The following is a 22,909-nucleotide window of genomic DNA, read 5'->3' as shown; positions in this document are numbered from 1 at the left end:
CCACCTAACAAAATCTTTCTGGGCTTCGTGGCATGGGCGTCCCGCCCGCGATCCAGTCGAATTTGCCACCTAACAAAATCTTTCTGGGATTCGTGGCATGGGCGTCCCGCCCGCGATCCATCTGCGGTCAAAAATCAAAAATTAGGACACTAAAAAATGACCTACCTCGAAACAGCCGCCAAATTCTACAGCGATGTTGCCGAAACACCCCAAATCGGACTTTGCTGCGTCCAAAGCAGCCCCTTGCAATTGCCAGGATTAAAAATTCCCCAACAAATGCAAGAAATGAATTACGGCTGCGGCACAACCGTTCACGCCGCCGAACTTGTCGGCAATCCCTTCGTGCTTTATGTAGGCGTCGGCGGCGGATTGGAAGCACTACAATTTGCATATTTTTCTAGACACAAAGGAGCGGTTATTGCCGTCGATCCGGTTCCAGCAATGCGAGATGCGGCTGCACGAAACTTGCAACTAGCCGCCCACGAAAATGATTGGTTCGATCCGAGTTTTGTAGAAATTTGTGAAGGCGATGCTTTTGCGTTGCCGGTGCCGGATGCTTCTGTAGATGTTGTCGCCCAAAACTGCTTGTTTAATATCTTTGAACCAGCGGATTTAGCTAAAGCATTAAAAGAAACTTATCGGGTGTTAAAACCGGGTGGCAGATTGTTGATGAGCGATCCGATCGCAACTCGCCCCATTCCGCAGCATTTGAAGGAAGACCAACGCTTGCGGGCCCTGTGTTTGTCCGGCGCTTTGACATACGAAGAATATGTTCAACAGCTTGTAGACGTTGGTTTTGGGCAAGTCGAAGTGCGGGCGCGCCGTCCTTACCGATTGCTGGACAAACACAATTATCAATTGGATGCAGATTTGCTGTTAGAAAGCCTAGATTCGGTGTCTTTCAAAGTGGATGTACCGGATGATGGAGCTTGCATTTTCACTGGCAAGACGGCGATTTATACGGGATCTGAAGAGCTGTTTGATGACGGGGCGGGTCACGTTTTGCAGCGGGGAGTTCCGGCGGCTGTCTGCGATAAAACTGCTGGGAAGTTGGGGGGATTAATGCCTGATAAGGTGTTAATTACGGATTCGACTTGGCATTATAACGGCGGCGGTTGCTGTTAGGTGAAAAAATGGCGGTTTAAACCGCGCCTACACAAATGAAGCTGGTTGAAACCGCGCAGGCGGGTTTTGTCTGTGTACCCGTAAACTGTGCGATTTCTGAGCGCCCGGTATATTTGCCAGTCTGGTATAGAGCGGTTTTCAACCGCATGAGGTACAATCAGTAAAAGTAATGTGCTAACTCGCTGTCTTGTAGTTCGTAGTCAAATACGCTAGACTACCCTGTTGGGTCAGGTATCCTAACAAGAGGGAGTTAATGACGATAAGCATCTCTACAGTAGATTTATTTTGTGGTGCTGGAGGACTAACGCATGGGTTTGAACAAGCAGGTCTTCCAGTCAAAGCTGGATATGATATCGATCCTGCGTGTAAATTTCCATACGAACACAACAACAAAGCAAAATTTATATTACAAGATGTCGCAAATATCAGCGGTTCTGATTTGGCAGAACATTTTTCTACAAGTAGTATAAACATTTTAGCAGGATGCGCTCCCTGTCAACCATTTTCAAGTTATTCAAGACGCTACAACGATCAACAATTGAAGTGGAAACTATGTCGCGATTTTGCTCGTCTGATTGAAGAATGCCAACCAGAGGTTATTTCTATGGAAAATGTGCTTCAGTTAAAACATCATTCAGTTTTTGATGAATTTATTAACCAGTTGAAAAAGTTAAATTATTGCTTTGAGTCTTATGAAGTTAACTGTTTAGATTATGGAATTCCGCAATCTCGAAAGCGATTAGTCTTACTTGCTTCAAAATTTGGTAAAATCAACTTAATTCCAGCCACACATCACCCAGAACGATACAAAACAGTACGACAAACTATTGAACACCTTGAACCCCTTTCTGCGGGTCAAGCTTCTAAAAGAGATTGGCTACATAGATGTAGTAAACTTTCTGAATTAAATCTGCGTCGTATTCGTGCTTCCAAACCTGGAGGAACTTGGCGAGATTGGCCTAAAAACTTAATCGCAGAATGCCACTTAAAAATAAGCGGTAAAACTTATCCTGCAGTATATGGTAGAATGGAATGGGATAAACCTAGTCCAACTATTACTACGCAGTGTTTCGGTTTTGGTAATGGTCGGTTTGGTCATCCAGAACAGGATAGGGCTATCTCTCTTAGAGAAGCAGCTTTATTACAAACTTTTCCACCAGCATATCACTTTGTACCCCCTGATGAACCAGTACCGATCGATCTAGTAGGGCGATTAATTGGGAATGCTGTGCCTGTTAAGCTAGGGATAGCAATAGCTCGAAGTATTTTAGAACACATCCACCAAGTAAATTAAGGAGAGTGTATAGATTTATCTAAATATTCTTCCTTGTCTAAATAGTCTTGAATATTTTGCAATATTTGCTGGAGGTATTCTATTACCTCTTCCTTGAACTTGAGCAAATCCTCAATACTGACCTTTTGTCCAACTTCTGCAAATGATTTATTGCCGTGGGCTAAATCGTTACGATGCTCCATGATATCCTCTAAGTGTTCACCGTGTTTAGTTTTGGAGTAGTCAGTATCAAAAGAAAATCCATAATTTCTAGCTGTTTCTGTAATCACCTTCCGAGCAACATTACCTGAAAATAATTCTCTACTATTGAAGCCCGAAGTAATAATATCAAGAGAAATATCTTTTATCTTAGAATGAACCTTATCGGGTGAGCGGTTCTTGAAGTTATAGATAACTATTTTTTTGAGCTCAGTTCTCAGAGAGTTAAAAGAAATTTTTTTACTACTTATTTCAGCAAATATCGCTTCTATGGCATTACGCATAGTTGATTCAACAAGATTGTATAGGAGTAAAAAAGCATTCGCTTTGAGTATTTTTGCCAGTTCGGAATCGATAGCTGTATTTTTTTGTTCACCATTATCTGCTGACACGGGTGATTTTGTTGTTTCTTGGATAAGCGTCTCCAGAAATTCAAAATATTGATTGACTTCTTGGACACGGGTCTGGAAATCTAAAAGAACTGTTTGCATAGTTAACGTAAAAGTTGATCGCGAACATATTCAATACGTTTAATTACTTTTGGTTTGGAGTTGCTTGCATCTGAGGTAGTATATTCCTTGAATTCAGGTGAGTCAAGCCACTTCATTGACTTTGGTTCAAGATCGCTCTTTTCCCTCAAGGCAAGTGCCACACCTACAGAAATTGCCTCAAATCGAATTCTTGGTGTTTTTACATGACCTTTTGTTTTACTAAATCCATTGGGAAAGTATTTTTCAATAAAGTCTAGCATTTTGTGAAATTCAGAGCGCATACCATCTTTATCAATCTCAGCATGGTTATGTTCTTTGAGATATTCATTAAGAAACTCATCAACCCTTCTGTCAAAGTTTTTATAATTATTTAAGTAGGCAAAAAAACGCAGTACAAATTCTTCAGGTTCGCGTTTGAGGACAAGTGCATCCGAAAATGGACATAGTTTGCGAAATTTTGTATCTTTGCTAAGTTCTTCAAGAAGATTGACAAAGGGGCCAGGAGATATGCCTCTCCGCTTCTCCATATCATTTAATTGAACGCTACCTGTATTGATGCGTTCAAAGAGATCCCGTCGCGTTTCTTCATCAGCTTTTTCAGTCAGCACAATCATGCGGATGGTAGCACGGTTGAAGCGTCTTTGTCTTGCCAATGGCAAATCGTTGAATTTAAAATTGTTAAGCCTTTTTAGCTTTTCTAGTCCACACAGCTTTAGCTCGTTATTGAGAAATCTGTCTAAAGTACGGATACGTTGGGTTCCATCAACAATTTCTAACCTAGCTAAATCATCCTCATCCTCTTCTTGCTTGGGTCGTAAATCAGCAACAAAAATATAGGGTATAGGTAGTCCTAGCAATATAGATTCAATAAACTTTGACTGTAAGGGTTCAGGCCAAATCATTTCCCGTTGATAGTCTGGTATATACAACTCATTAGTGTCTTCCTCCAACCCATCTGTGTATTTTTGGACAAGCACTTCCACTGGATATTCTTTTGTGTCATAGTCAACTACTTTTCGCTTTTCTCTAATTTCCACTTCTGCGGCTTCTCTTTGTTCATGTGTAATCTCTGGTTCCGGTGGTATTTTTGGGGCTTTGGACATTTTGATCTCCTGTTCGGGCAGAATGTTTGTATCAGAAGTACAGAAAAATTTGGGATAAAATATCAAGTATACACTGGTAGCCGTCGCCTTTGAGTGATTGAGGAGAAATCGAATATGAAATATTTTAGGCGTTCCCTGACAGAGCCTGAAAGTGGATGAATTCGCCATCGGGCCTTGTCCCCGTCTTGTGGTACAGGCACTCCGACCTGTACCACAAGCCATTGTTTAACCCGCTTTTTCCCCATGCCGCCAAACTTCCCGCTAAATTAAAGAAGTAAAAAAATTATTCACATCCTACCCAGGAGATGCCATGCCCCGCGTCAGAGCACCAGAATTCCCCGGAAACTACCCCTGGCTGAACACCGAAAAACCTTTATCCATTGAATCCTTAAAAGGGCGCGTCGTCCTCCTCGACTTCTGGACGTACTGCTGCATCAACTGCTTGCACGTCCTGCCCGACTTAAAATACCTCGAACAAAAATATAAAGATTCCCTCACGGTTATCGGCGTTCACTCGGCTAAATTTGAAAACGAAAAAGAAGTAGAAAACATCCGCCAAGCTATCCTCCGCTACGATATCGAACATCCTGTAATTGTTGACAGCGGCATGAAAGTTTGGCAAAGCTACGCGGTTCGCGCTTGGCCGACTTTAATGGTGATCGATCCTGAAAGTTATGTCGTCGGCTTTGTTTCCGGCGAAGGCAATAGAGAAGCACTAGACGAGTTAGTTGGCAAGTTAATTGCTGAATACAAAGATAAAAATGCACTCAACTTTAAAGAACTGCGTTTTACCTTAGAAAAACAGCGAAAACCTGTCTCAACACCGCTGGCTTTCCCCGGTAAAGTGCTGGCATTTGCGATCGCTGCAACGGAGGCAAAACATCTTCACCAACAGGGCGCGCTTTTGGGCGAAATGACTCAGGAAAATGAATCTGTAGATGAAACTGTATTGCCCGGGCCTGCTAATTCAGTCATACAAAACTTAGTCGGTTCTTGCTTATTTATTGCCGATTCCGGCCACAATAGGATTGTTGTGAGCACCCTCGAAGGTGAGGTGCTGCACGTAATCGGTAGTGGCAAACCGGGTTTAACTGATGGGGACTTTGAAGAGGCTGAGTTTTTTGCACCTCAAGGTATGGCTTTTGATGCAGAAAGTCAAATTCTATATGTTGCTGATACGGAAAATCATGCTATCAGAAAGATTGATTTTACGACTCAACGGGTAGAAACTGTTGCTGGTACCGGCGAACAAAGTCACGAAATTTCCCCCCGCAGCGGCAAGGGTTTAGAAACGCAATTGAATTCGCCTTGGGATTTAGAAAGAGTTGGAAATAGACTTTTTATTGCAATGGCGGGTTCCCATCAAATTTGGGAAATGCAGTTAGACACTGGCACGATCGCCACTTATGCGGGTATTGGTCGAGAATCCTGTGTTGACGGAAGTCTTGCAGAATCTGCTTTTTCTCAGCCCAGCGGCCTCGCTACGGATCGATCGGAGTTGTTTGTTGCTGACAGCGAAATTAGTTCGATTCGCGCTGTGGGTATTGATGAAGACCCGAAGGTGCGTACAGTCTGCGGTAGCGGTGAATTGTTTGGTTTTGGAGATAAAGATGGTCGCGCTGAGGAGGTAAGGTTACAGCACTGTTTAGGTGTTGAATACGCTCAAAATTACCTCTGGGTTGCTGATACTTACAATCACAAAATCAAGCGGATTGACCACCGGGGCGGTACGTGCAGAACAATGATTGGAGATGGTACAGCAGGTTTGGTTGATGCTAAAGGTCTCAAGGCTCGATTTTTTGAACCTTCTGGGTTGAGTGCGATCGGGCCTCATTTGTTTGTTGCTGATACGAACAATCATGTCATTCGGAGAGTTGAGTTGGATACGCTGGAAGTCACAACTTTGGATTTCCCCAGTTTGTGCGCCCCGGATGTTTGTCTTCCTGATTAAGTCGATCGACCTTTTTTACTTCAGGCACGGTTCTCAATTCTCGTGATTGCCCGATTGATTGTGGTAAAGTAGGGTGCTCTTCGGCGCACCTTACCACAATTTTCAAGCCAAGTAAGTTAACCTAACAGTCATGGACGCAAAAACCAGGTTTCTTCAGGTAATTTTGTCATATACGCTCGATCGCCACAAAGAGAAACCGGGTTTTTTTGGTCTCGTGCGTCCAGGACTGCCCCAGTCGCATGGCGACGGAGAAACCGGGTTTTTCACCGAATCTGCGGCCTACAACAGGTCTTTTCGTAAAAAAACCCGGTTTCTAAACAATCGTGCATAAGTCTTATGCTGTTAATTCAATGGTGAGTTAACCCGCGATCGCCCAATACGGTTCAGATAAGACTGATCCCCCCTAGCCAAGCCAAGAGGGCGGGCACTCTTGGCACCGCCCCTACGAAGGGGGGGACAAGAAGTTGCTCTTGCGTCCCCCAACAATCAGGGGGATTTAGGGGGATCTCCGGGGAATTAACAGTGTTAACTGAACTGTATTGCGCGATCGCCCGTATTAAATAATCGCAAAAATCCTCGCCCCAATCTAAAATTCCGCATAGCTCAGCAGCCGCACTATTTTTTCATTATCGTTCAATTCGCCGACAATTCGTCGCACGGGTTTCGGCCAGATTTTAATCAAAGTAGGAGTTGCTGAAATCTGATCTGCCTCAGCTTGGTCTGGATGTTTCAAAACATCAATTACTTTTAAAGTGTAGGGACGATCGAGGCATTTCTCTAAGAACTGGTGTAAAGTTTCGAGGGTGCGTTCGGTGCTGGGGTTGCTACCGGAAACAAACAGACGCAAAACGTACCCTTGAGTTTGTGGCGGTGGGGTGAGTGCTGTTGGTTTGGGAAGCCGAGTCTGCTGCGGTTGCGGAAAGCCCAAGGGAGTTACTATGGAACTGTTCCAGTCCGATCGAGCTTCGGGGCTGGCATACTGTACAACTAAGTCGTGATTTTCCCAAAGTTCGGGGAATTGTTCGTGATAAGTAGCGATTGCCATCGGTTCGCACATTTCTTCGCTGCGGGGATGCCACACTAAGTCGCCAGTCCCAAAAATGGCGTTCAGCAGCGTTTGATGTCGCAGCACGGGGGGGTAAGCCTCGGCAGCAACCCGCACCTGCCGATCGCCTGGATCTAGCCAGGAGTCAACGGTTGCTGTGTAGCAAGGTATCAGAAAATGCGGCGGTTCCGACAAACCGAGAATCTCCTGTAGAGCTACGCACAACTGCAAATGCCACCGAGTTTGCTTGCGGGGGTCTATGCAATAGATTAAGTCTCCCCCTGGTGTAAACAGCGCAATGCCTTTGAAAATTTCTGGCAAAATAGGGCGATCGACTTTCAATTCAGTACACCAATAAAAGTTAACAGTTAACAGTTAACTTTTAACTGCTAACTGTTAACACTCGACCTTTAGACTCGACCTCGGAGCATCTGAGCCATTTCGTTCGGGAACGGCGAGTTCTCTACACAAAGTTCTTCAGTAATCCGACCTTCTTGATAAAGGCCGTAGAGCGACTTATTCATCGTCGTCATGCCTTCATAAGTATCTTTGATCATGATTTGATTAATTTCCTCATTCTGGCCCTTCAGAATGTATTCCTTAACCACGTCGGTATTGATCATCACGTCGTGGAAAGCAGCCCGCTTTCCGTCTGTGGTTTTGCACAGCAGTTGAGCAATAATCGCCACTAGGGATTCGGAAATTGAGACCCGTATGGCATCCTGTTCTTCCGCCCCGAACATATCAAGAATCCGGTTCAGGGTCTTAACCGCACTGTTCGTGTGCAGGGTTCCTGCAACTAAGTGACCGGTTTGAGAGGCTTTGAGGGCGATTTCCACCGTCTCTCTGTCCCGAATTTCTCCTACTAGCAGCATATCCGGGTCTTGTCGCAGAGCGCCTTTGAGAGCGCTCATAAACTTGAGGGTGTGCCTGCCGACTTCCCGGTGCTTAATCAAGGATTTTTTGCTTTCGTGTACGAATTCTACCGGGTCTTCGATCGTGATGATATTGTAGGCTTTATTCTTATTGATGTAGTCGATCATCGCGGCCAACGTGGTAGACTTACCCGAACCTGTCGGGCCTGTCACCAAAATCAGCCCTTTGTGGTAGCCACATATTTTCCTAAATACCTCCGGCAGTTTCAATTCCTCCAGTGTCATTATTTTGGCAGGAATTAGCCGCAGCACCATTGCCGGGCCGGCCAAGGAGTCCATGCAACTGATCCGAATGCGGACGAACCCGAAGTCGAAAGCGCCGTCAAAGTCTAGGGTTTTTTGGAAAATTTCAATTTCTTCATCGCTCATGCACTCCCGCAACCAGCCAAAAAACGTATCTAAATCCGTCGGTGGATAGCCGATGTCGGCAATCTCGCCCCGCGTGCGGAAGCGGGGAACTTCGTTTACTCCGAGGTGAAGGTCGGATACTCCTTCATCTTTGGCTCGGATTACTAGCTCTTTCAAACTCGGAACTCCGCCGCTGCTAGAACTCTGGCCTTTAGGTGTGGCGAAGGATTGCGGCGCTGGTGCGGGTGGCGCTGCTGGTGCTGGTGCGGGGGGCGGTGCTGGTGGCATTCCTGCTGCTCTGGGGGGCATTCCGGGAGCAGGAGGGCGGGGCATTCCGGGCGGTGGGGGGGCTCCGGGTACGGGCGGGCGAGGAGCGGGCGGATGCTGTTGTGTCATATGCGCTACCTTAAGTTGGTGAGAAGGCTGACTCGAACAGATGATTTGTGGAAGTTGAACAATGCCGATCGCCATTGTGCGCGTCTTGCACAAAAGCTTAACTGTTGTTCTCAGTCTATCCTAAGAGGGGGTCATAATGCTGCACTAATAAGGAAATATTCTGCCAATTGGAGGATGCGATCGCTCTGGCCCTAGGAGCAAATATGGATTTTCTACTTTTTGGGAGAATTTTTGTTAAGGAAAAGAGTTTTCCGCAAGCAAGCAGTATAAATTGATACTTTAGCCCAATATTAAGGACTTAAACCGATGAATTCTGTCGATCGGGCTTTTACTCCAGCTTTGGAGTTGGCGGAGTCGATCCGCGCCCTCGAAGTGTCGCCTTTAGAAATTGTCAATCTGTACTTGGAACGCATTGAGCGATTAAACCCTGAGCTGGGCAGTTATTTTACAGTAACGGCCGAGCGGGCGATCGCCCTAGCTAAATCTCAAACCGAAAAACTAGCTGGGTTAAACAAGCCACAGGAATTGCCACCTTTTTTCGGAGTGCCGATCGCCATTAAAGACTTGACACCAGTTACCGGCGTTCCGTGTACATACGGCACTCAGGCTTTGCTGGGTAACATCTCTGCCTACGACGAGTCAGTAGTATGGCGGATCAAAGCAGCAGGATTTAACATTCTGGGGAAAACAGCAACCTCTCAAATTGGCTCATTGCCTTACACCGAACCAGAAGGTTTCCCGCCCGCCCGCAATCCCTGGAATTTAGACTATACACCCGGAGGTTCCAGCGGTGGCTCAGCGGCGGCTGTAGCAGCGGGTTTGTGTGCGATCGCCCAAGGTTCAGACGGTGGCGGTTCGATTCGAGGCCCAGCTTCCTGCTGCGGTTTAGTGGGCATTAAACCGTCGCGGGGGCGAGTTTCCTGGGCACCTGTCGGAGATTACCTCAGTGGCATTTCGGCCAACGGCCCACTGGCGCGCACTGTAGCTGACGCGGCCGCACTTTTGGATGTAATGTCAGGCTACACAACAGGCGATCCGTACTGGCTACCAGATTCAAATCCGACGTTTCTAGAGGCTTCCCGTCAACAGCAGGGCAAACTGCGAATTGCGTTTTCTACCACTATTTCCCCTGTGGGCGAGGCAGCGCCTATCTGTCAGCAAGCGGTACTCGAAACAGTAAAATTATTGACAGATTTGGGTCATGATGTCGAACCTGGATGCCCGGATTTTACGGGTTTAATCGAACCGTTTATCGCAGTTTGGCAGTCGGGGGCGGCTGCAAGTGGCATTCCCGGCCCTGCTTTGGAACCGATGAATCGCTGGCTGTTAGAAAGAACTATTTCCGCTGGGGAATATTTGCGGGCGGTGAATCAAATGCAGGTTATTTCACGGCGGATTGTGGGATTCTTTGAAAAATTTGATGTGTTAGTTTTGCCAACTTATATGCACTCGCCAATCCGGGTTGGGGAGTGGGCGGATTTGAGTTTTGAAGAAACTTTGCAGCACATTATTAATTGGGTTGCTCCTTGCCCGCCATTTAATGCTAGCGGTTTGCCTGCGATCGCACTTCCTGCCATTTTAGATAACAACGGTTTGCCCGTGGGAATTCAAATTATCGGGCGGCCAGCGGCGGAAGCAACTTTAATTGCTTTAGCGGCGCAGATGGAAGCGGCGAAACCTTTCCCGGTTTTAGATTTTAAATAGAAAAGAGCAAGGGATAAAATCACTTTTCCCTTTTTTAGGGGTATGCCAAATCAGGATTTGTGTGCGGGGAACTAGAAATCCGGTTTTTCGCATAAATTTCTATTGACTGTTTGACATTTGAATAATATTGATGCAACGGGAAACGAGAGGATTGAGAAAGGGAACAAATTTCAGGTTGAATTTTGGTAAACAAATATAAAATACTTCTTAAGGTACTTGACTTTTTTGGGAAAGAGGGTAAAATTTATTCAAATTCCTTCCCGATGGCGGGTGTATCTGAAAAAAAGCTTATGTTTAACAAAGCAGGACTGTTTGAAGAAAACCAGATTCCGGGAAAGGTTGCGGGTGTTTCAGCGGCAATACAAGACTCATTTGGCAGTAAATTCGATCGATTAAATCCGCTCAGCCCAAGCGCCGTCGGCGATACCAATGGTTTATTTAATACCAGCTACGATTTGAGTCAAAAACCAGATTGGGCGGCGGCTGCGACTGGTAGTGCGATCGGCCTTTTTGAGCCATCCACCGACTTCGGTCTCCAATCGTCAGGAGGGGACAATCTTAAAGTTGATAGTAGTCTAAAATCCCAGATTGCTGTCTCCAATCAAGTTCAGAGAGACGAACTGACAGGGATGGATTTTGCTGTTGGTGATAGTGGTGGCAAGCCCGAACTCTCCCTATCCCAAACTTCTTCCCTATTTCCTGATGAAAAGTGGGCTTTCAATTTTAAAGATTACACCATCGAACACCAAGGTTTAAACACCCTCAACCTCAAAGTTGGTTACGGGTTAAAACCGGGAATTACCCCGAACGAATATCCAGATTTTGTTCCCATTTACCAAAGTATTGATAATTTCCTAGTTAACTACCCGAACGAAACAGATTTTTGGGAAATTGTTAACAAAAATTTGACTGAAAAGGTGCTTACTGAAAATCCGGTACTGACAGATGTTACGATTCAACTGGAAGTTTTGCCAACGGAGAAATTGCCCTACGATCGCGCCAGTACAGTTTTCCGCAGTCAATCGGGCAAAATCACAGAAGATTGGAATTTTTCAGTCAAAGACTACGCAATCAATCACCAAGGATTGAACAAGCTGAATCTCGATATAGATTACCAGTACAAGCCGGAAATCGCTCCCAATGAATATCCCGATTTTGTGCCAATCTACAAGAGCATTGATAACTTTTTAACCTCATATCCGAACGAAACCGATTTTTGGGAAGTTGTCAATAAAAACTTGACTCAAACTATCCTCAACGAAAATCCTGCATTGGCGGCAATTAAGATAGATTTAAACGTTCTTCCCAGCCAAACCTTGCCCTACAACCGCACCAGCAAAGTTACTCGCACTCAACCCAGCAATCCTCCAGGAACTTTCCTAGTTGGCAATAGCAGGGGAAATAATGTACTTCGGTTTGACGGCAATACCGGCAATTTTCTAGGCGAATTTGTTTCACCTGGAAGTGGCGGTTTGTCCAATCCAGATACGATCGTTTTTGGACCCGATGGTAATGGCGATGGTAAGTCGGACATTTACGTTAGTAGCGGCGACAAGCTCGGAAATTCGGGAGAACCGACAGCATCTGCGGTATTGCGGTATGACGGAATGACGGGCGCCTTTATTGACAAGTTTGTGGGCGATAATCCGAACACGGCGGTCGATGAAACTGGCGGATTGTTTCGCCCTTACGGTTTAGCTTTTGGCCCTGACGGTAATTTTTATGTCAGCAGTTTTTTGAGTGACCAAATTCTCCGATATAACGGCAAAACTGGACAGTTTATTGATGTATTTGCTTCGGGAAATCAGCAAGCGGGAGGATTGAATGGCCCGAACGGTTTACTGTTTGCTCCTGACGGCAATTTGTATGTGACAACGCAGGGGAGTGTGGCGAGCAACGGTAAAGCAGATTATAGCGCAAGTTTCCCCAGTCAGGTGCTGCGTTACAACCCTGAAACCCGGCAGTCAAGTATCTTTGCTTCGCCCGATCCTTCGCCTCGGGGTCAGGGATTTGCAAGTCTTTTGGGAATGGCAATCGGGCCCGCTGACGGCGACCTTTATGTCAGCGATTTTGCTAACGATATCAGGCGCTACAATTTAAAAAGTGGGGAATTGGTCAAGGTTTTATCTACCAATTATACTGATACTTCCCCCAGTAGCAATTATGTAGGTAGTTTGGCCTTTTCGCCGATCGGCAATTTGTTTGCAGTTGGCTTTGACAACCGCACCAATGCTAACAGTGCCGGCGCTGTTTTGCGGTACAATGGCAAGACTGACGAACCGCTGCCCATATCGGGGAATCCAGGGTCGAGTAACAGTTCTATTTTTGTCCCTCCCGACAGCAAGCTACAGCGTCCAATAGGAATTTCTTTCTTTCCGTCCGATGGTCAACTGACGCAGAAATGGAATTTTAGCTTGGCAAATTACCCAATTAATCATCAAGGGTTAAACAACCTGAATATTGATGTAAATTATCAGTACAAAGACGGGATTCTAAATTATCAGTATCCTGATTTTGTGCCGATTTACAAGAGCATTGACAATCTTTTAGTTAACTACCCGAACGAAACAGATTTTTGGGAAATTGTCAACAAAAATCTGACCGAAAAAGTGCTTGCTGACAATCCGGCACTTTCGTCGGTGACGGTTAATTTGGATGTTTTACCGACGAACCGATTGCCTTACGATCGCAGCAGTACCGTTACTCGTACTCAAGATGGTAAATTAGGTGAAGCATGGGATTTCAAGATTCCTAATTACTCGATCGATCACCAGGGTTTGAACAACCTCAATATTGATGTCAAATATCAGTACAAACCAGGAATTACGCAGGATGAGTATCCAGACTTTGTGCCGATTTACAAAAGCATCGACAGTTTCTTGACTAATTATCCCAATGAAACGGATTTCTGGGAAATTCTTAATAAGAGTTTGACGCAAAAGCTGCTAGCCGAAAATCCGGCTTTGGATTCGTTGCAAATTAATCTGGATGTTTTGCCGACAAACAGATTGCCTTACGAGCGAGCTAGTATTGTGTCGATCGCTTAGCCTATCATTGAAAATTAGATGGACAAATCTTCACAACAAATACATACTTAGCTACCGTAAGGGTACGGTTAAGTATGTTGCGTAGAAACCAGGTTTTTTCGCGTCCAAGACTAACCCATTTAAATTGTCGGTTGCGGTGAGAAACCCGGTTTTTTTAAGAAACCGGGTTTCTGAATTAGACCGAGTTTACCAAAGTCCATCTTGGGATATATGTCTGTTTCCCCTTGCATTTGATACCTACATAGTGGTGAACGCAAATAGGATCAAAAACCAGGTTTCGGCGTTAAAGTCGATCGCTCACAACCTGTTATTTTGACTCTTAACCGGGTTTTTGTGCCTCCGGGACTGAAAAAGATAGTTTTTTTATCGGAGTTCGCGATCCACCCCATTTATAGTCATCAAACCCATATTTTACCAAGAAACCGGGTTTCTCCAGCCCAGTCCTACTTATTAAGAATTACGCTGTCAATTATTGATAATACCTCTTTAGATTGATAGATATTTTGATTATTTCATTTTAAATATGGTAGCAGTTTGCTGCCAATATTTAGGGTGAAATTTATGTTAACTTCCGGGCCGATTACCGCTCCCGTTCCCGTTTTTCTAGTTCTTTTAGCAATCATGCTAATAGCGCCGCTGGTATTTGAACGCTTGCGACTACCGGGAATAGTGGGTTTAATTATTGCTGGCGTAATCGTCGGGCCCAACGGTCTCAATTTGCTGCAACGGGACGCTACTATTGTTTTGTTAGGTACTGTAGGATTGCTGTTTTTGATGTTCCTAGCGGGACTGGAAACTAGCCTAGACGACCTCAAACTCAATGCGGACAAAGCTGTCATATTTGGGCTGGCTACTTTTTCGCTACCGATGATATTGGGGACAGCAGCGATGTTGCTGTTGGGATATAGCTGGCTGGCTGCAATTTTAGTCGCTTCTTGTTTTGCTACGCACACCCTTTTAGCACTGCCAATTCTCACAAAATTGGGATTGATGCGAACTCAGACTATTACTACGACTTTGGGCGGGACTTTAATTACGAATGTGTTGGGGCTGTTGGTGCTGGCAATTGTTGTTAAAGCTTTCAAAGGAAATCTCACTCTTGAATTTTGGCTGTTTCTCATTCCATCTCTGGCTATCTACACTTTTGCTACTTTGTGGGGAGTTCCCAAAATCGGTCGCTGGTTTTTTAAGAAATTCGGACACGACGAAAATGCAGAATTTATATTTGTATTGGCAACCCTATTTCTAGTTTCTTACGCAGCAGAACTAATTGAAATTGAGGCAATTATTGGTGCATTTTTATCGGGGATTGCCATTACTCAAATTATTCCCAAAATGAGTCCCCTGATGAATCGGATTGAGTTTATTGGCAATACGCTGTTTGTGCCGTTTTTTCTGATTTCTGTGGGGATGTTAATTGACCCGCTAATTTTGGTAAAGCAGCCGCAGTCTTTGTTGGTGGCTGCGGTGATGATTTTAGCTGAAGTGGTGAGCAAGTTTTTGGCAGCTTGGCTACCGGGGAAATTATTTCGTTTTGAGTTTCCCAGCATTATGGTAATGTTCGGTCTTTCTGTTGCTCAAGCTGCTTCTACTTTGGCGGCGATTACGGTTGCTTTTGACATTAAATTGGTCGATCGCGTAACGGTGAACGGCATCATTGCCATGATTTTAGTAACTTGTGTGGCTTCTCCTTGGATTGTATCTCGGTGGGGTCAACAAATGCAGCAGCCGGGGTCGAGTTTGCCGGCTGCTACTTCGGGAAAGCATTCCTGGGGAGACCGAGTTTTAGTGCCTGTTGCTAATCCGAATACGGAAGATAATTTGCTGCGTTTGGCTTTGATTTTAGCAAAAACATCTCACGGAACTTTACTGCCGCTGCATATTTTGTCCGATCGCGGGGAAGCAATTTCACCGGCAGATAAAATGCAGCAAACTCAACTTTTGACGGCGGCGGAAACTGTCGCCCATGCGGCTGCTTGTGCGGTTGAACCGATCGCGAGGATAGATGATGCGATCGATCGCGGAATTCTGCGGAGTGCAACCGAACGCGAGGCTAGTTTAATAGTTTGTGGTTGGAAGGGATTTTCCACGACTCGCGACAATTTTTTTGGCAGCATCATTGACAATGTGGTAAGGCGATCGCCCGTACCCGTACTGATTGCTCGATTTCCCGATCCTCTCCAGAATACAGCCAGAGTTATTTTGGCGGTAACTGACAGCGAGTTGACTCGGTTTGGATTTCAGGAAACCGTGGGTATTGCTAAGAGTTTAGCCGAGGAACTTAAGGCGAGTTTGCAAGTGTTGTTGGTGGCGACAAAACGGGAACAAAGCAACCAAAGTGCGGCGGAGGTGGAAATTCTCTCTGAGATACCAGTAAATCGGGTGCGGGGAAATTTTATCAAGCTAGTTTCGCAGAATTTGTTAGAACACGATTTGCTGATTTTAACAACAATTTCTCAGCAACAGAATATGTGGGAGAAACCAGGAACTCTCAAGGAACCGGAAGCGATCGCCCGGACTCACCAAAACATTTCGATGCTTGTTGTTTATTTTCCTGTATCTTGAGGAATATTTTGGGAGCATCTCAATGAAAGCAGGCAAGCTAGAAATTGGAGTTAGGAGTCAGGAGTAAGGAGTCAGGAGAAAAGAGTCAGAAGGAAGAAGTCAGGAGCCAGAAGAAGTGTCTTTACAAATATGAGATGCTCCCAATATTTTAACCGCAGATGATGTTATGAATCTGCATTGATCTGCTGTTAAGATTTAATCCTACTCCATCCGATGCAACCGTCCATGAGATAACTAACTTCCGAAGTTTGTACTTTTCGGGCTGCAGGTTAATATCAAATCCGTGGGTACCGACACTATTCCTATCTCTCTTCTATTCCTCTGCGCCCTCTGCGCCCTCTGCGGTTTAATCATTCAAAAACAACCCGCCTAAAGCCCGGACGATCGCACTTTTCCAAACTAATTTCGATCGCACCCCGATGGAGGCAATTTCTCGGCATCTAGGACAATTTCTCGGTATCTGGGAGAATTTTGAGAATATGGTGATATATCTCCTCTAGTTCAATAACGTAAAAATGAGCATCAGACCAAATTTCAGATGGTTTTCTTCAGTGGCGAGTGTTTTGGGTTCGATTTCGATTAATCCTTTCAGCGGCGCTACATCCTCTGCAAAAGCTGCAGAAACGGTTGTTGTCCGCAAAGGTATTTTAGAATCGTCAATATCGGTTGCGGATTTGCGCGAACTCGCAGAAACAGGAAAAGTCCCCGCCAAACTGCAAGCTTATGCCAACCTCCTGTCTGAGGAACAGCGGAGTAAAATTTTTCGGGCGCTGCAAGCGAAAATTCCCCTAAATGTAGTCGGGCTGAGCAACTTGCTAAATACGGGCATCGGCACTGGCATCCTGACGGATTTGACTACTGTCATACCCAGGGGCGACGGTGGGGGTGTGGAAGCGCTGCGATCCGCTCTGGTGCAGGGAGCAAAGGCGCCGGAAGGCTTATCGATATTGAGTTTCATTGAATCTTATCCGAGCTCGCGGGTGGTGGTGGATCTCGATCGAGCTTTCGCTGTTTTGGGAAATATGAACGTAAGTTTTTGGCAAACTCAGCGCTTTATGGCGGCGATCGCACCTCAGTTAGCAGCGGTTAAACCCGCGTTTAAACTGCCTTTCGATCCCACCCAGCCAGGCCCTAATGTCGTGCAGGTACGGGCGCTAGATTTGAACGATAGGGCCCGCAATCGACCTATTCCGGTTGATGTGTACTGGTCAAGAGGTGCGACAGCCGACAAACCGACGATCGTCTTTTCTCACGGGTTGGGTTCCGTCCGCACGGATTTGCGCTACTTAGCCGAGCATTTGGCGTCTCACGGCTATGTGGTAGCAGCTTTAGAACATCCGGGCAGCAACGAGACGAATACCAATGCTGCGATGGCGGGGAAGTGTCCCTTGCTAGCTCCTCAAGAGTTTTTAGACCGTCCCAAAGACATCAGTTTTGTACTCGACGAACTGACAAAATTGAACCAAACTGATGATAATTTGCAGGGTAAAATCGCGATCGACCCAGCCGTAATAATTGGTTATTCCTTTGGCGGCGCTACAGCCTTGTCCGTAGCCGGCGCCGAACTGCAATTGAGCGGACTCAAACAAAGATGTCAGGGGGATTTGATTGGGTTCAGCTTAGGCGAAGGCATTCAGTGCGCGGCAGCCGGATTGCCCGAAGAACGGTATCAATTGCGAGATGGCAGGATTAAAAGGGCGATCGCCATGAATCCGATCGCATCATTATTATTTGGAGAAACGGGCTTAAGTAAAATTAAGATTCCCACATTAATAGTAGCATCTTCTGCCGACAAAACAACTCCTGCCTTAGCCGAACAAATTGCAGGCTTTCCGAAAATTCCATCTCCCAAATGGCTAGTTGGTTTTGTTGGAGGAACGCACTTAAGCGTCAAAGATCCGAGTACAACTTTAAACCAAGTTCGCAGGCCGAGCACAGGAATTACCGGCGATGAACTTGTCGGCGACCAAGCTGTTAGCATACGCAATTATATTAAAGCTGTAAGTTTGGCTACCGCCGCTCAACTAACTGCCGAAGCTGACAAATATGCCGTCTTTCTCACACCAGAATACGCGCAATTTGCTTCCACCTCGGCAATCCCGGTGCGGCTAGTAACAGAAATTTCCCCGGAAATTAATACAGTCGTGCAAACTTTTATTCAAAGGAATAAGTAGTCATTAGTGATTAGTGATTAGTGATTAGTGATTAGTCATTAACTAATATGATCTCTGGTCAATTACCCGAAATTAGGTAGGGGCGGGTTCACCAACAATATCTGCCAATAATTGACAATCTCAAAAACCCGCCCCGGCCGGGATATTATGGTCAATCGATCGGACATGATATAATATCAAATCCGGTGACATCGGAATTGATATTACCCACAGTCAGGACACCGCGCCGTGCCGTTTTCCTACAATTAATCGGGCGATGGTTACATCTTTCATCGAAGAAGATTGATGATTTTGGGGTAGGGAAACGGCACGGCCTCGTCCGAGATTGCTGAGGTCTATTTTTCTTCTTAAGCTGTCTTTGATATATTTTGTCCGTGCAAGGGCAAAATATAACAAACTGCTTCCACAAACTCTACTCCCAAACTGCCATGCCTAAAAAAAATCTTATCCCGCTGTTGCTGCTGTTTATAGCGCTGTTTACCCTTTACGGTGACACTTTAACTTTTCTCCCCAAACCTGTAAGAGATACTAGCGTGGCCAGTCGAAAGTTCTTCGTGGGGCTGTGGCCATCATGGGTGAAGCCGAAAGATTCAAACAAGCAAAGGGAGAAGGAGATTGAGAACTTGGAAAAAAGCCCTAGTCCAAGTCGCTAGTTTTGATTTACTAACGAGAAACCCGGTTTCTCTAACAATACCTAGCTATTTTCTTGTAGGTTGGGTTAAGCGAAGCACAACCAAACATGACGATTTGAGATTGTAGATTTTAGATTTTTCCTCCAATCTCAAATCGATTAAACTTGAGATTTTATACCAATTTTTTATGAGGGTGCATAGAATCAGATCCCCCCGGCGCCTAGGGCGAGCACGGGGAGTAGGGGTCGCACCGCCCCTACTAAGGGGGGGACCAGATTGCGATCAAAGTCAACCCCTACTCCCCAACAACCAGGGGGATCGAGATATGTGCAACTTCACATTAAATTGGTATTAGATTTTCCTCCCAGCGGTAAGGTGTGCATTGCACACCCTACAGATAGAGGTTAGGCGTCCAGGACTGTTTTAGATTTGTCCTCCCATCTAAAATCTAAAATCTAAAATCTAAAATTGATTAAGCCTGCTTTTTCAACCAGCTAAACATAGCTCGCAAATCTTTACCAACTTCTTCAATAGGATGTTCTGCTTCCTGACGGCGCATGGAGGTAAAACCTGGTTTGCCGGCTTGGTTTTCCAGAACGAATTCGCGGGCAAATTGACCGGATTGAATTTCGCTGAGAATTTTACGCATTTCGGCGCGGGTTTGATCCGTGACGATGCGGGGGCCGCGAGTTAAATCGCCGTATTCTGCGGTATTGGAGATGCTGTCGCGCATTTTGGCGAGGCCTCCTTCTACTACTAAGTCAACGATAAGTTTAACTTCGTGCAAACATTCAAAATAAGCTAATTCCGGTTGGTATCCGGCGTTAACTAAAGTTTCAAATCCAGCTTTAATTAAGGCGCTCAAACCGCCACACAAAACTACTTGTTCGCCAAAAAGATCCGTTTCTGTTTCTTCGCGGAAAGTGGTTTCCAGGATGCCGGCTCTGGTGCCGCCGATACCTTTAGCATAGGCCATTGCCCGATCGCGCGCTTGACCGGAAGCATCTTGATATACTGCAAACAAACTCGGAACACCTTCCCCTTGTTCGTAAGTCCGCCGCACCAAGTGTCCTGGGCCTTTGGGGGCAACCATTACTACGTCTACATTGGCAGGGGGAACAACTTGGCCGAAGTGAATGTTAAAACCGTGAGCAAATGCTAAAACATTTCCTTCAGAAAGGTTCGGTTCGATTTGTTCTTTGTAAATAGTTTTTTGAACTTCATCGGGCAATAAAATCATGATGAAGTCAGCAGCGGCGGCTGCTTTGTCTACCGGGTGAACTGTTAAACCCGCGTCGGTTGCTTTGGCGGCAGATTTGCTACCGGGATACAAACCGACAACGACATTCATGCCACTGTCTTTGAGGTTAAGGGCGTGGGCGTGTCCTTGGGAACCGTAACCGATGATAGCCACCGTTTTGTTGGCTAAGAGGTCTAGGTTCGCGTCGGTGTCGTAATACATACGGGCCATAGTGCTTGTCTCCTGAGATGCAAATTGGGTGATTGACTGCAAAACTCTCATTTTATCAAAGTAGGGTACTTTTTTTGCAGAACTTTTTCAGATTAAGATTTTGGCGGGGAAAATAAAGGGATCTCGCCCTGAATTTAGCAGGGTTTCTCGCAGAGTCTGCGATCGTCAAATATAATTGTCAATAGCGTGCTGTGCTTTTGGCAAAACCTCACATCTAGCACCATTCTCAAGAACAGGCAAGATGCCTGTTCCACAAAGAGTGAATTTTGTTTGTTGTGGAACAGGCATCTTGCCTGTTCATAAAAAGCTTATTGAGAATGGTGCAACATCTCAGAAAAACGCAACTAACTAACTTTTTTAAGATGAAAATAAAAGCAATACATCATGTGGCGATTATTTGCTCGGATTACGAAGCATCGAAGAAATTTTATGTAGAAGTATTGGGATGTTCCATTATCAAAGAAACTTTCCGAACCGAGAGGAATTCTTACAAACTAGATTTGCGAGTCGGAAACGGCGACACCATCGAGCTTTTCTCATTTCCCCATCCTCCTGAAAGAGTTAACAATCCTGAAGCTTGCGGTTTGAGACATTTAGCTTTTGCAGTTGAGGACATAGAAGCATCAGTTGCTTACTTAAAATCTCAACAAGTAGAAGTAGAAGAAATTCGCCTTGACGAAATTACAGAAAAACGGTTTACATTTTTCAGAGATCCCGACAACTTACCGTTAGAAATATATGAAAATTAAGGAGTCTCTCTATTTGGTCAAGCCGTTATTAAGTCAACCAGTCCGTAGTGCTGACTATACAAACTGCATCATTCATTTCCAATCTAAAATCTAAAATCTAAAATTGTATAATGGACTATATCATCAGAAACATAATCACGATCGGATTGCCTGCTTTAATGCTATTTATAGCCATAGCAGCTACAGGGAAAACAGGTGACGCAGCCGTTTGGTCAGGTTTGGTCAAAGTCGGCGGTTCCTTTGGTATGCTTGTCGGTTTAGGTGTATTGGTATTTGCAGGATTTGTTGCCAATTATTTTAGTTATTTTGTGGTAGATACCTTGCTGGTGAGATTTTATCAAAAGCGGCGAGTGTTGGAACAGCCAGAACAACTGGTAACAGAAATTGATAAATTGCCGATTACCAACGACCTCAAAATTAAGCTGAAATGGACGGTACTGCACAGCAATAACCAAATTATTAGCTTGAAGCACGTAATTTTAAAATGGTTTATTATCGCCGCAAGTGTAAATGCTGTATTGTCAATAACAGGTTACTTGGGAGAATTCAACCTGTTTTTTGAGTTGACTTCTCATTTTAAACTACAATATCTGCTGGTGGGTTTCTCTACTTTTATATTCTTCGCTCTCGTGCGCTCACAAAAAATATGGTTGCTGGTGAGCGCATTTTGCCTTATCATTAATTTGGCGGAAATTGTTCCTTGGTATTTTCCAGCGCCAGCATTTGCAGGAGCAAATCCCGGACACAACTTGCGGATTTTGCATTCAAATGTTTTAAGGGCTAATCGGCGATATTCTGAGGTGATATCGCTGGTTAAAGCAGAACAACCTGATATCGCGGTTTTTGTAGAAGTCAACTCAACTTGGGCAAAACAGTTATCGGTTTTAAGCGAGATTTTTCCTTACTCTTCTACCCAGCAAGAATCTGAGAGATTTGGCAGTGCAATATACAGCAAGCTGCCTTTAGAAAATTCTTCGGTTAAAGCCTTTTCAAATCGAAGAAAGAGCTTGTCGGCGGATGTTAAATTGCAAGGTAAAACCATTTCTCTGATTCTTGCTCATCCGACTGTGCCAGTCAAACAGGAGAGTTTTATCAATCGCAACCAACAGCTAGCAGCCATCGGCGAGTATGCAGCCCAAGTAAAAAATCCGCTGATTGTGGTTGGGGATTTAAATACCACAATGTGGTCGCCATTCTACAAAAATATGGTAAAAACCGGAAATTTGCGAAATGCGCGATCGGGCTTTGGCATTTTACCGACTTGGCCGACTTTTATGCCGCTGGCTTATATTCCGATCGATCACTTTCTAGTCAGCAAAGAAATTGGTGTTTTGAAGATTCGTACTGGCCGCAATGTCGGTTCGGATCATTTGCCGTTAATTACAGATTTGGTCATTTGAAGGAAGTTAAAGCAGTGACTGATTAGAAATTGGATCTTTCATTATTTTTAGGAACGGGCAAGATGCCCGTTCCACAATCAAACTGAATTTTTGTGGCACAGGCCGGAAAGCCTGTTCTTCCCACAATCAAACTGAATTTTTGTGGCACAGGCCGGAAAGCCTGTTCTTCCCACAATAAAACTGAATTTGTGTGGCACAGGCCGGAAAGCCTGTTCTTCCGACAATAAAACTGAATTTGTGTGGCACAGGCCGGAAAGCCTGTTCTTCCGACAATAAAACTG

16 protein-coding genes are annotated in these 22,909 nt (G+C 45.1%); 10 read left to right on the top strand and 6 right to left on the bottom strand.

What is annotated here, in order from left to right:
* Positions 1-156: 156 nt before the first annotated feature.
* Together arsM and QUA16_RS12805 are read left to right on the top strand one after the other, a co-directional pair.
* Positions 157-1,125, top strand: coding sequence for an arsenosugar biosynthesis arsenite methyltransferase ArsM (gene arsM / locus QUA16_RS12810; protein ID WP_333103719.1), 969 nt, complete (start codon positions 157-159; stop codon positions 1,123-1,125).
* Between the two features lie 253 nt (positions 1,126-1,378).
* Positions 1,379-2,419, top strand: coding sequence for a DNA cytosine methyltransferase (locus QUA16_RS12805; RefSeq protein WP_333103720.1), 1,041 nt, complete (start codon positions 1,379-1,381; stop codon positions 2,417-2,419).
* On the opposite strand, the gene QUA16_RS12800 is transcribed toward QUA16_RS12805, so the two are convergent.
* Together QUA16_RS12800 and QUA16_RS12795 are read right to left on the bottom strand one after the other, a co-directional pair.
* Positions 2,416-3,108 (bottom strand): MAE_28990/MAE_18760 family HEPN-like nuclease, encoded by a 693-nt coding sequence (locus QUA16_RS12800; protein ID WP_333103721.1) that lies wholly within the window; start codon positions 3,106-3,108, stop codon positions 2,416-2,418. The two genes, QUA16_RS12805 and QUA16_RS12800, sit on opposite strands and share 4 nt — an antisense overlap.
* A 2-nt stretch (positions 3,109-3,110) precedes the next feature.
* Complete coding sequence (locus QUA16_RS12795; RefSeq protein ID WP_333103722.1) at positions 3,111-4,211, bottom strand: DUF262 domain-containing protein; 1,101 nt, start codon at positions 4,209-4,211, stop codon at positions 3,111-3,113.
* 310 nt (positions 4,212-4,521) lie between these two features.
* On the opposite strand from QUA16_RS12795, the gene QUA16_RS12790 reads away from it, so the two are divergent.
* A complete protein-coding gene (locus QUA16_RS12790) occupies positions 4,522-6,162 on the top strand; it encodes a thioredoxin-like domain-containing protein (RefSeq protein WP_333103723.1) in 1,641 nt (546 codons plus the stop codon).
* A 586-nt stretch (positions 6,163-6,748) separates the two neighbouring features.
* On the opposite strand, the gene QUA16_RS12785 is transcribed toward QUA16_RS12790, so the two are convergent.
* Positions 6,749-7,549 (bottom strand): circadian clock KaiB family protein, encoded by an 801-nt coding sequence (locus QUA16_RS12785; protein ID WP_333103724.1) that lies wholly within the window; start codon positions 7,547-7,549, stop codon positions 6,749-6,751.
* Between the two features lie 68 nt (positions 7,550-7,617).
* A complete protein-coding gene (locus QUA16_RS12780) occupies positions 7,618-8,886 on the bottom strand; it encodes a type IV pilus twitching motility protein PilT (protein WP_333103725.1) in 1,269 nt (422 codons plus the stop codon).
* Between the two features lie 306 nt (positions 8,887-9,192).
* Here QUA16_RS12780 and QUA16_RS12775 point away from each other — a divergent pair, with 306 nt between their 5' ends.
* The 5 genes from QUA16_RS12775 (at position 9,193) to QUA16_RS12755 (ending at position 19,029) form a co-directional block, all read left to right on the top strand.
* The gene (locus QUA16_RS12775) at positions 9,193-10,590 is read left to right on the top strand and encodes an amidase (protein ID WP_333103726.1); all 1,398 of its coding nucleotides are present in this window, start codon (positions 9,193-9,195) and stop codon (positions 10,588-10,590) included.
* 290 nt (positions 10,591-10,880) lie between these two features.
* Positions 10,881-13,637, top strand: coding sequence for an NHL repeat-containing protein (locus QUA16_RS12770; RefSeq protein ID WP_333103727.1), 2,757 nt, complete (start codon positions 10,881-10,883; stop codon positions 13,635-13,637).
* A 561-nt stretch (positions 13,638-14,198) separates the two neighbouring features.
* On the top strand, positions 14,199-16,202 hold the full coding sequence (locus QUA16_RS12765) for a cation:proton antiporter domain-containing protein (protein WP_333103728.1): 2,004 nt from the start codon (positions 14,199-14,201) through the stop codon (positions 16,200-16,202).
* A 515-nt stretch (positions 16,203-16,717) separates the two neighbouring features.
* Positions 16,718-18,376, top strand: coding sequence for an alpha/beta hydrolase (locus tag QUA16_RS12760; RefSeq protein WP_333103729.1), 1,659 nt, complete (start codon positions 16,718-16,720; stop codon positions 18,374-18,376).
* Between the two features lie 428 nt (positions 18,377-18,804).
* Entirely contained in the window at positions 18,805-19,029 is a 225-nt protein-coding gene (locus tag QUA16_RS12755; protein WP_333181157.1) for a hypothetical protein, read from the top strand.
* Positions 19,030-19,480: 451 nt separating this feature from the next.
* Here the strand turns inward: QUA16_RS12755 and ilvC are convergent, their stop codons facing one another.
* Both ilvC and QUA16_RS12745 read right to left on the bottom strand, forming a co-directional pair.
* A complete protein-coding gene (gene ilvC, locus QUA16_RS12750) occupies positions 19,481-20,530 on the bottom strand; it encodes a ketol-acid reductoisomerase (protein WP_333103730.1) in 1,050 nt (349 codons plus the stop codon).
* Positions 20,531-20,644: 114 nt separating this feature from the next.
* Positions 20,645-20,767, bottom strand: a complete 123-nt coding sequence (locus QUA16_RS12745; RefSeq protein ID WP_333181156.1) for a hypothetical protein — start codon at positions 20,765-20,767, stop codon at positions 20,645-20,647.
* A 74-nt stretch (positions 20,768-20,841) separates the two neighbouring features.
* On the opposite strand from QUA16_RS12745, the gene gloA2 reads away from it, so the two are divergent.
* Both gloA2 and QUA16_RS12735 read left to right on the top strand, forming a co-directional pair.
* Positions 20,842-21,228, top strand: a complete 387-nt coding sequence (gene gloA2 / locus QUA16_RS12740) for an SMU1112c/YaeR family gloxylase I-like metalloprotein (RefSeq protein WP_333103731.1) — start codon at positions 20,842-20,844, stop codon at positions 21,226-21,228.
* Positions 21,229-21,338: 110 nt separating this feature from the next.
* Positions 21,339-22,628, top strand: coding sequence for an endonuclease/exonuclease/phosphatase family protein (locus QUA16_RS12735; protein ID WP_333103732.1), 1,290 nt, complete (start codon positions 21,339-21,341; stop codon positions 22,626-22,628).
* The last annotated feature ends 281 nt before the right edge of the window (positions 22,629-22,909 follow it).

It is taken from the genome of Microcoleus sp. S13_C3, from assembly GCF_036700905.1.
Classification (GTDB): domain Bacteria; phylum Cyanobacteriota; class Cyanobacteriia; order Cyanobacteriales; family Microcoleaceae; genus Microcoleus.
This window is presented reverse-complemented; position numbering and strand designations above follow the sequence as displayed.

Coding starts and splice junctions, on each gene's coding strand:
- QUA16_RS12790 (WP_333103723.1), top strand. CDS start 4,522: ATGCCCCGCGTCAGAGCACCAGAATTCCCCGGAAACTACCCCTGGCTG.
- QUA16_RS12735 (WP_333103732.1), top strand. CDS start 21,339: ATGGACTATATCATCAGAAACATAATCACGATCGGATTGCCTGCTTTA.
- QUA16_RS12795 (WP_333103722.1), bottom strand. CDS start 4,211: ATGTCCAAAGCCCCAAAAATACCACCGGAACCAGAGATTACACATGAA.
- QUA16_RS12780 (WP_333103725.1), bottom strand. CDS start 8,886: ATGACACAACAGCATCCGCCCGCTCCTCGCCCGCCCGTACCCGGAGCC.
- QUA16_RS12775 (WP_333103726.1), top strand. CDS start 9,193: ATGAATTCTGTCGATCGGGCTTTTACTCCAGCTTTGGAGTTGGCGGAG.
- arsM (WP_333103719.1), top strand. CDS start 157: ATGACCTACCTCGAAACAGCCGCCAAATTCTACAGCGATGTTGCCGAA.
- QUA16_RS12755 (WP_333181157.1), top strand. CDS start 18,805: ATGCCTAAAAAAAATCTTATCCCGCTGTTGCTGCTGTTTATAGCGCTG.
- gloA2 (WP_333103731.1), top strand. CDS start 20,842: ATGAAAATAAAAGCAATACATCATGTGGCGATTATTTGCTCGGATTAC.
- QUA16_RS12745 (WP_333181156.1), bottom strand. CDS start 20,767: ATGCCTGTTCCACAACAAACAAAATTCACTCTTTGTGGAACAGGCATC.
- QUA16_RS12805 (WP_333103720.1), top strand. CDS start 1,379: ATGACGATAAGCATCTCTACAGTAGATTTATTTTGTGGTGCTGGAGGA.
- ilvC (WP_333103730.1), bottom strand. CDS start 20,530: ATGAGAGTTTTGCAGTCAATCACCCAATTTGCATCTCAGGAGACAAGC.
- QUA16_RS12760 (WP_333103729.1), top strand. CDS start 16,718: ATGAGCATCAGACCAAATTTCAGATGGTTTTCTTCAGTGGCGAGTGTT.
- QUA16_RS12800 (WP_333103721.1), bottom strand. CDS start 3,108: ATGCAAACAGTTCTTTTAGATTTCCAGACCCGTGTCCAAGAAGTCAAT.
- QUA16_RS12765 (WP_333103728.1), top strand. CDS start 14,199: ATGTTAACTTCCGGGCCGATTACCGCTCCCGTTCCCGTTTTTCTAGTT.
- QUA16_RS12770 (WP_333103727.1), top strand. CDS start 10,881: ATGTTTAACAAAGCAGGACTGTTTGAAGAAAACCAGATTCCGGGAAAG.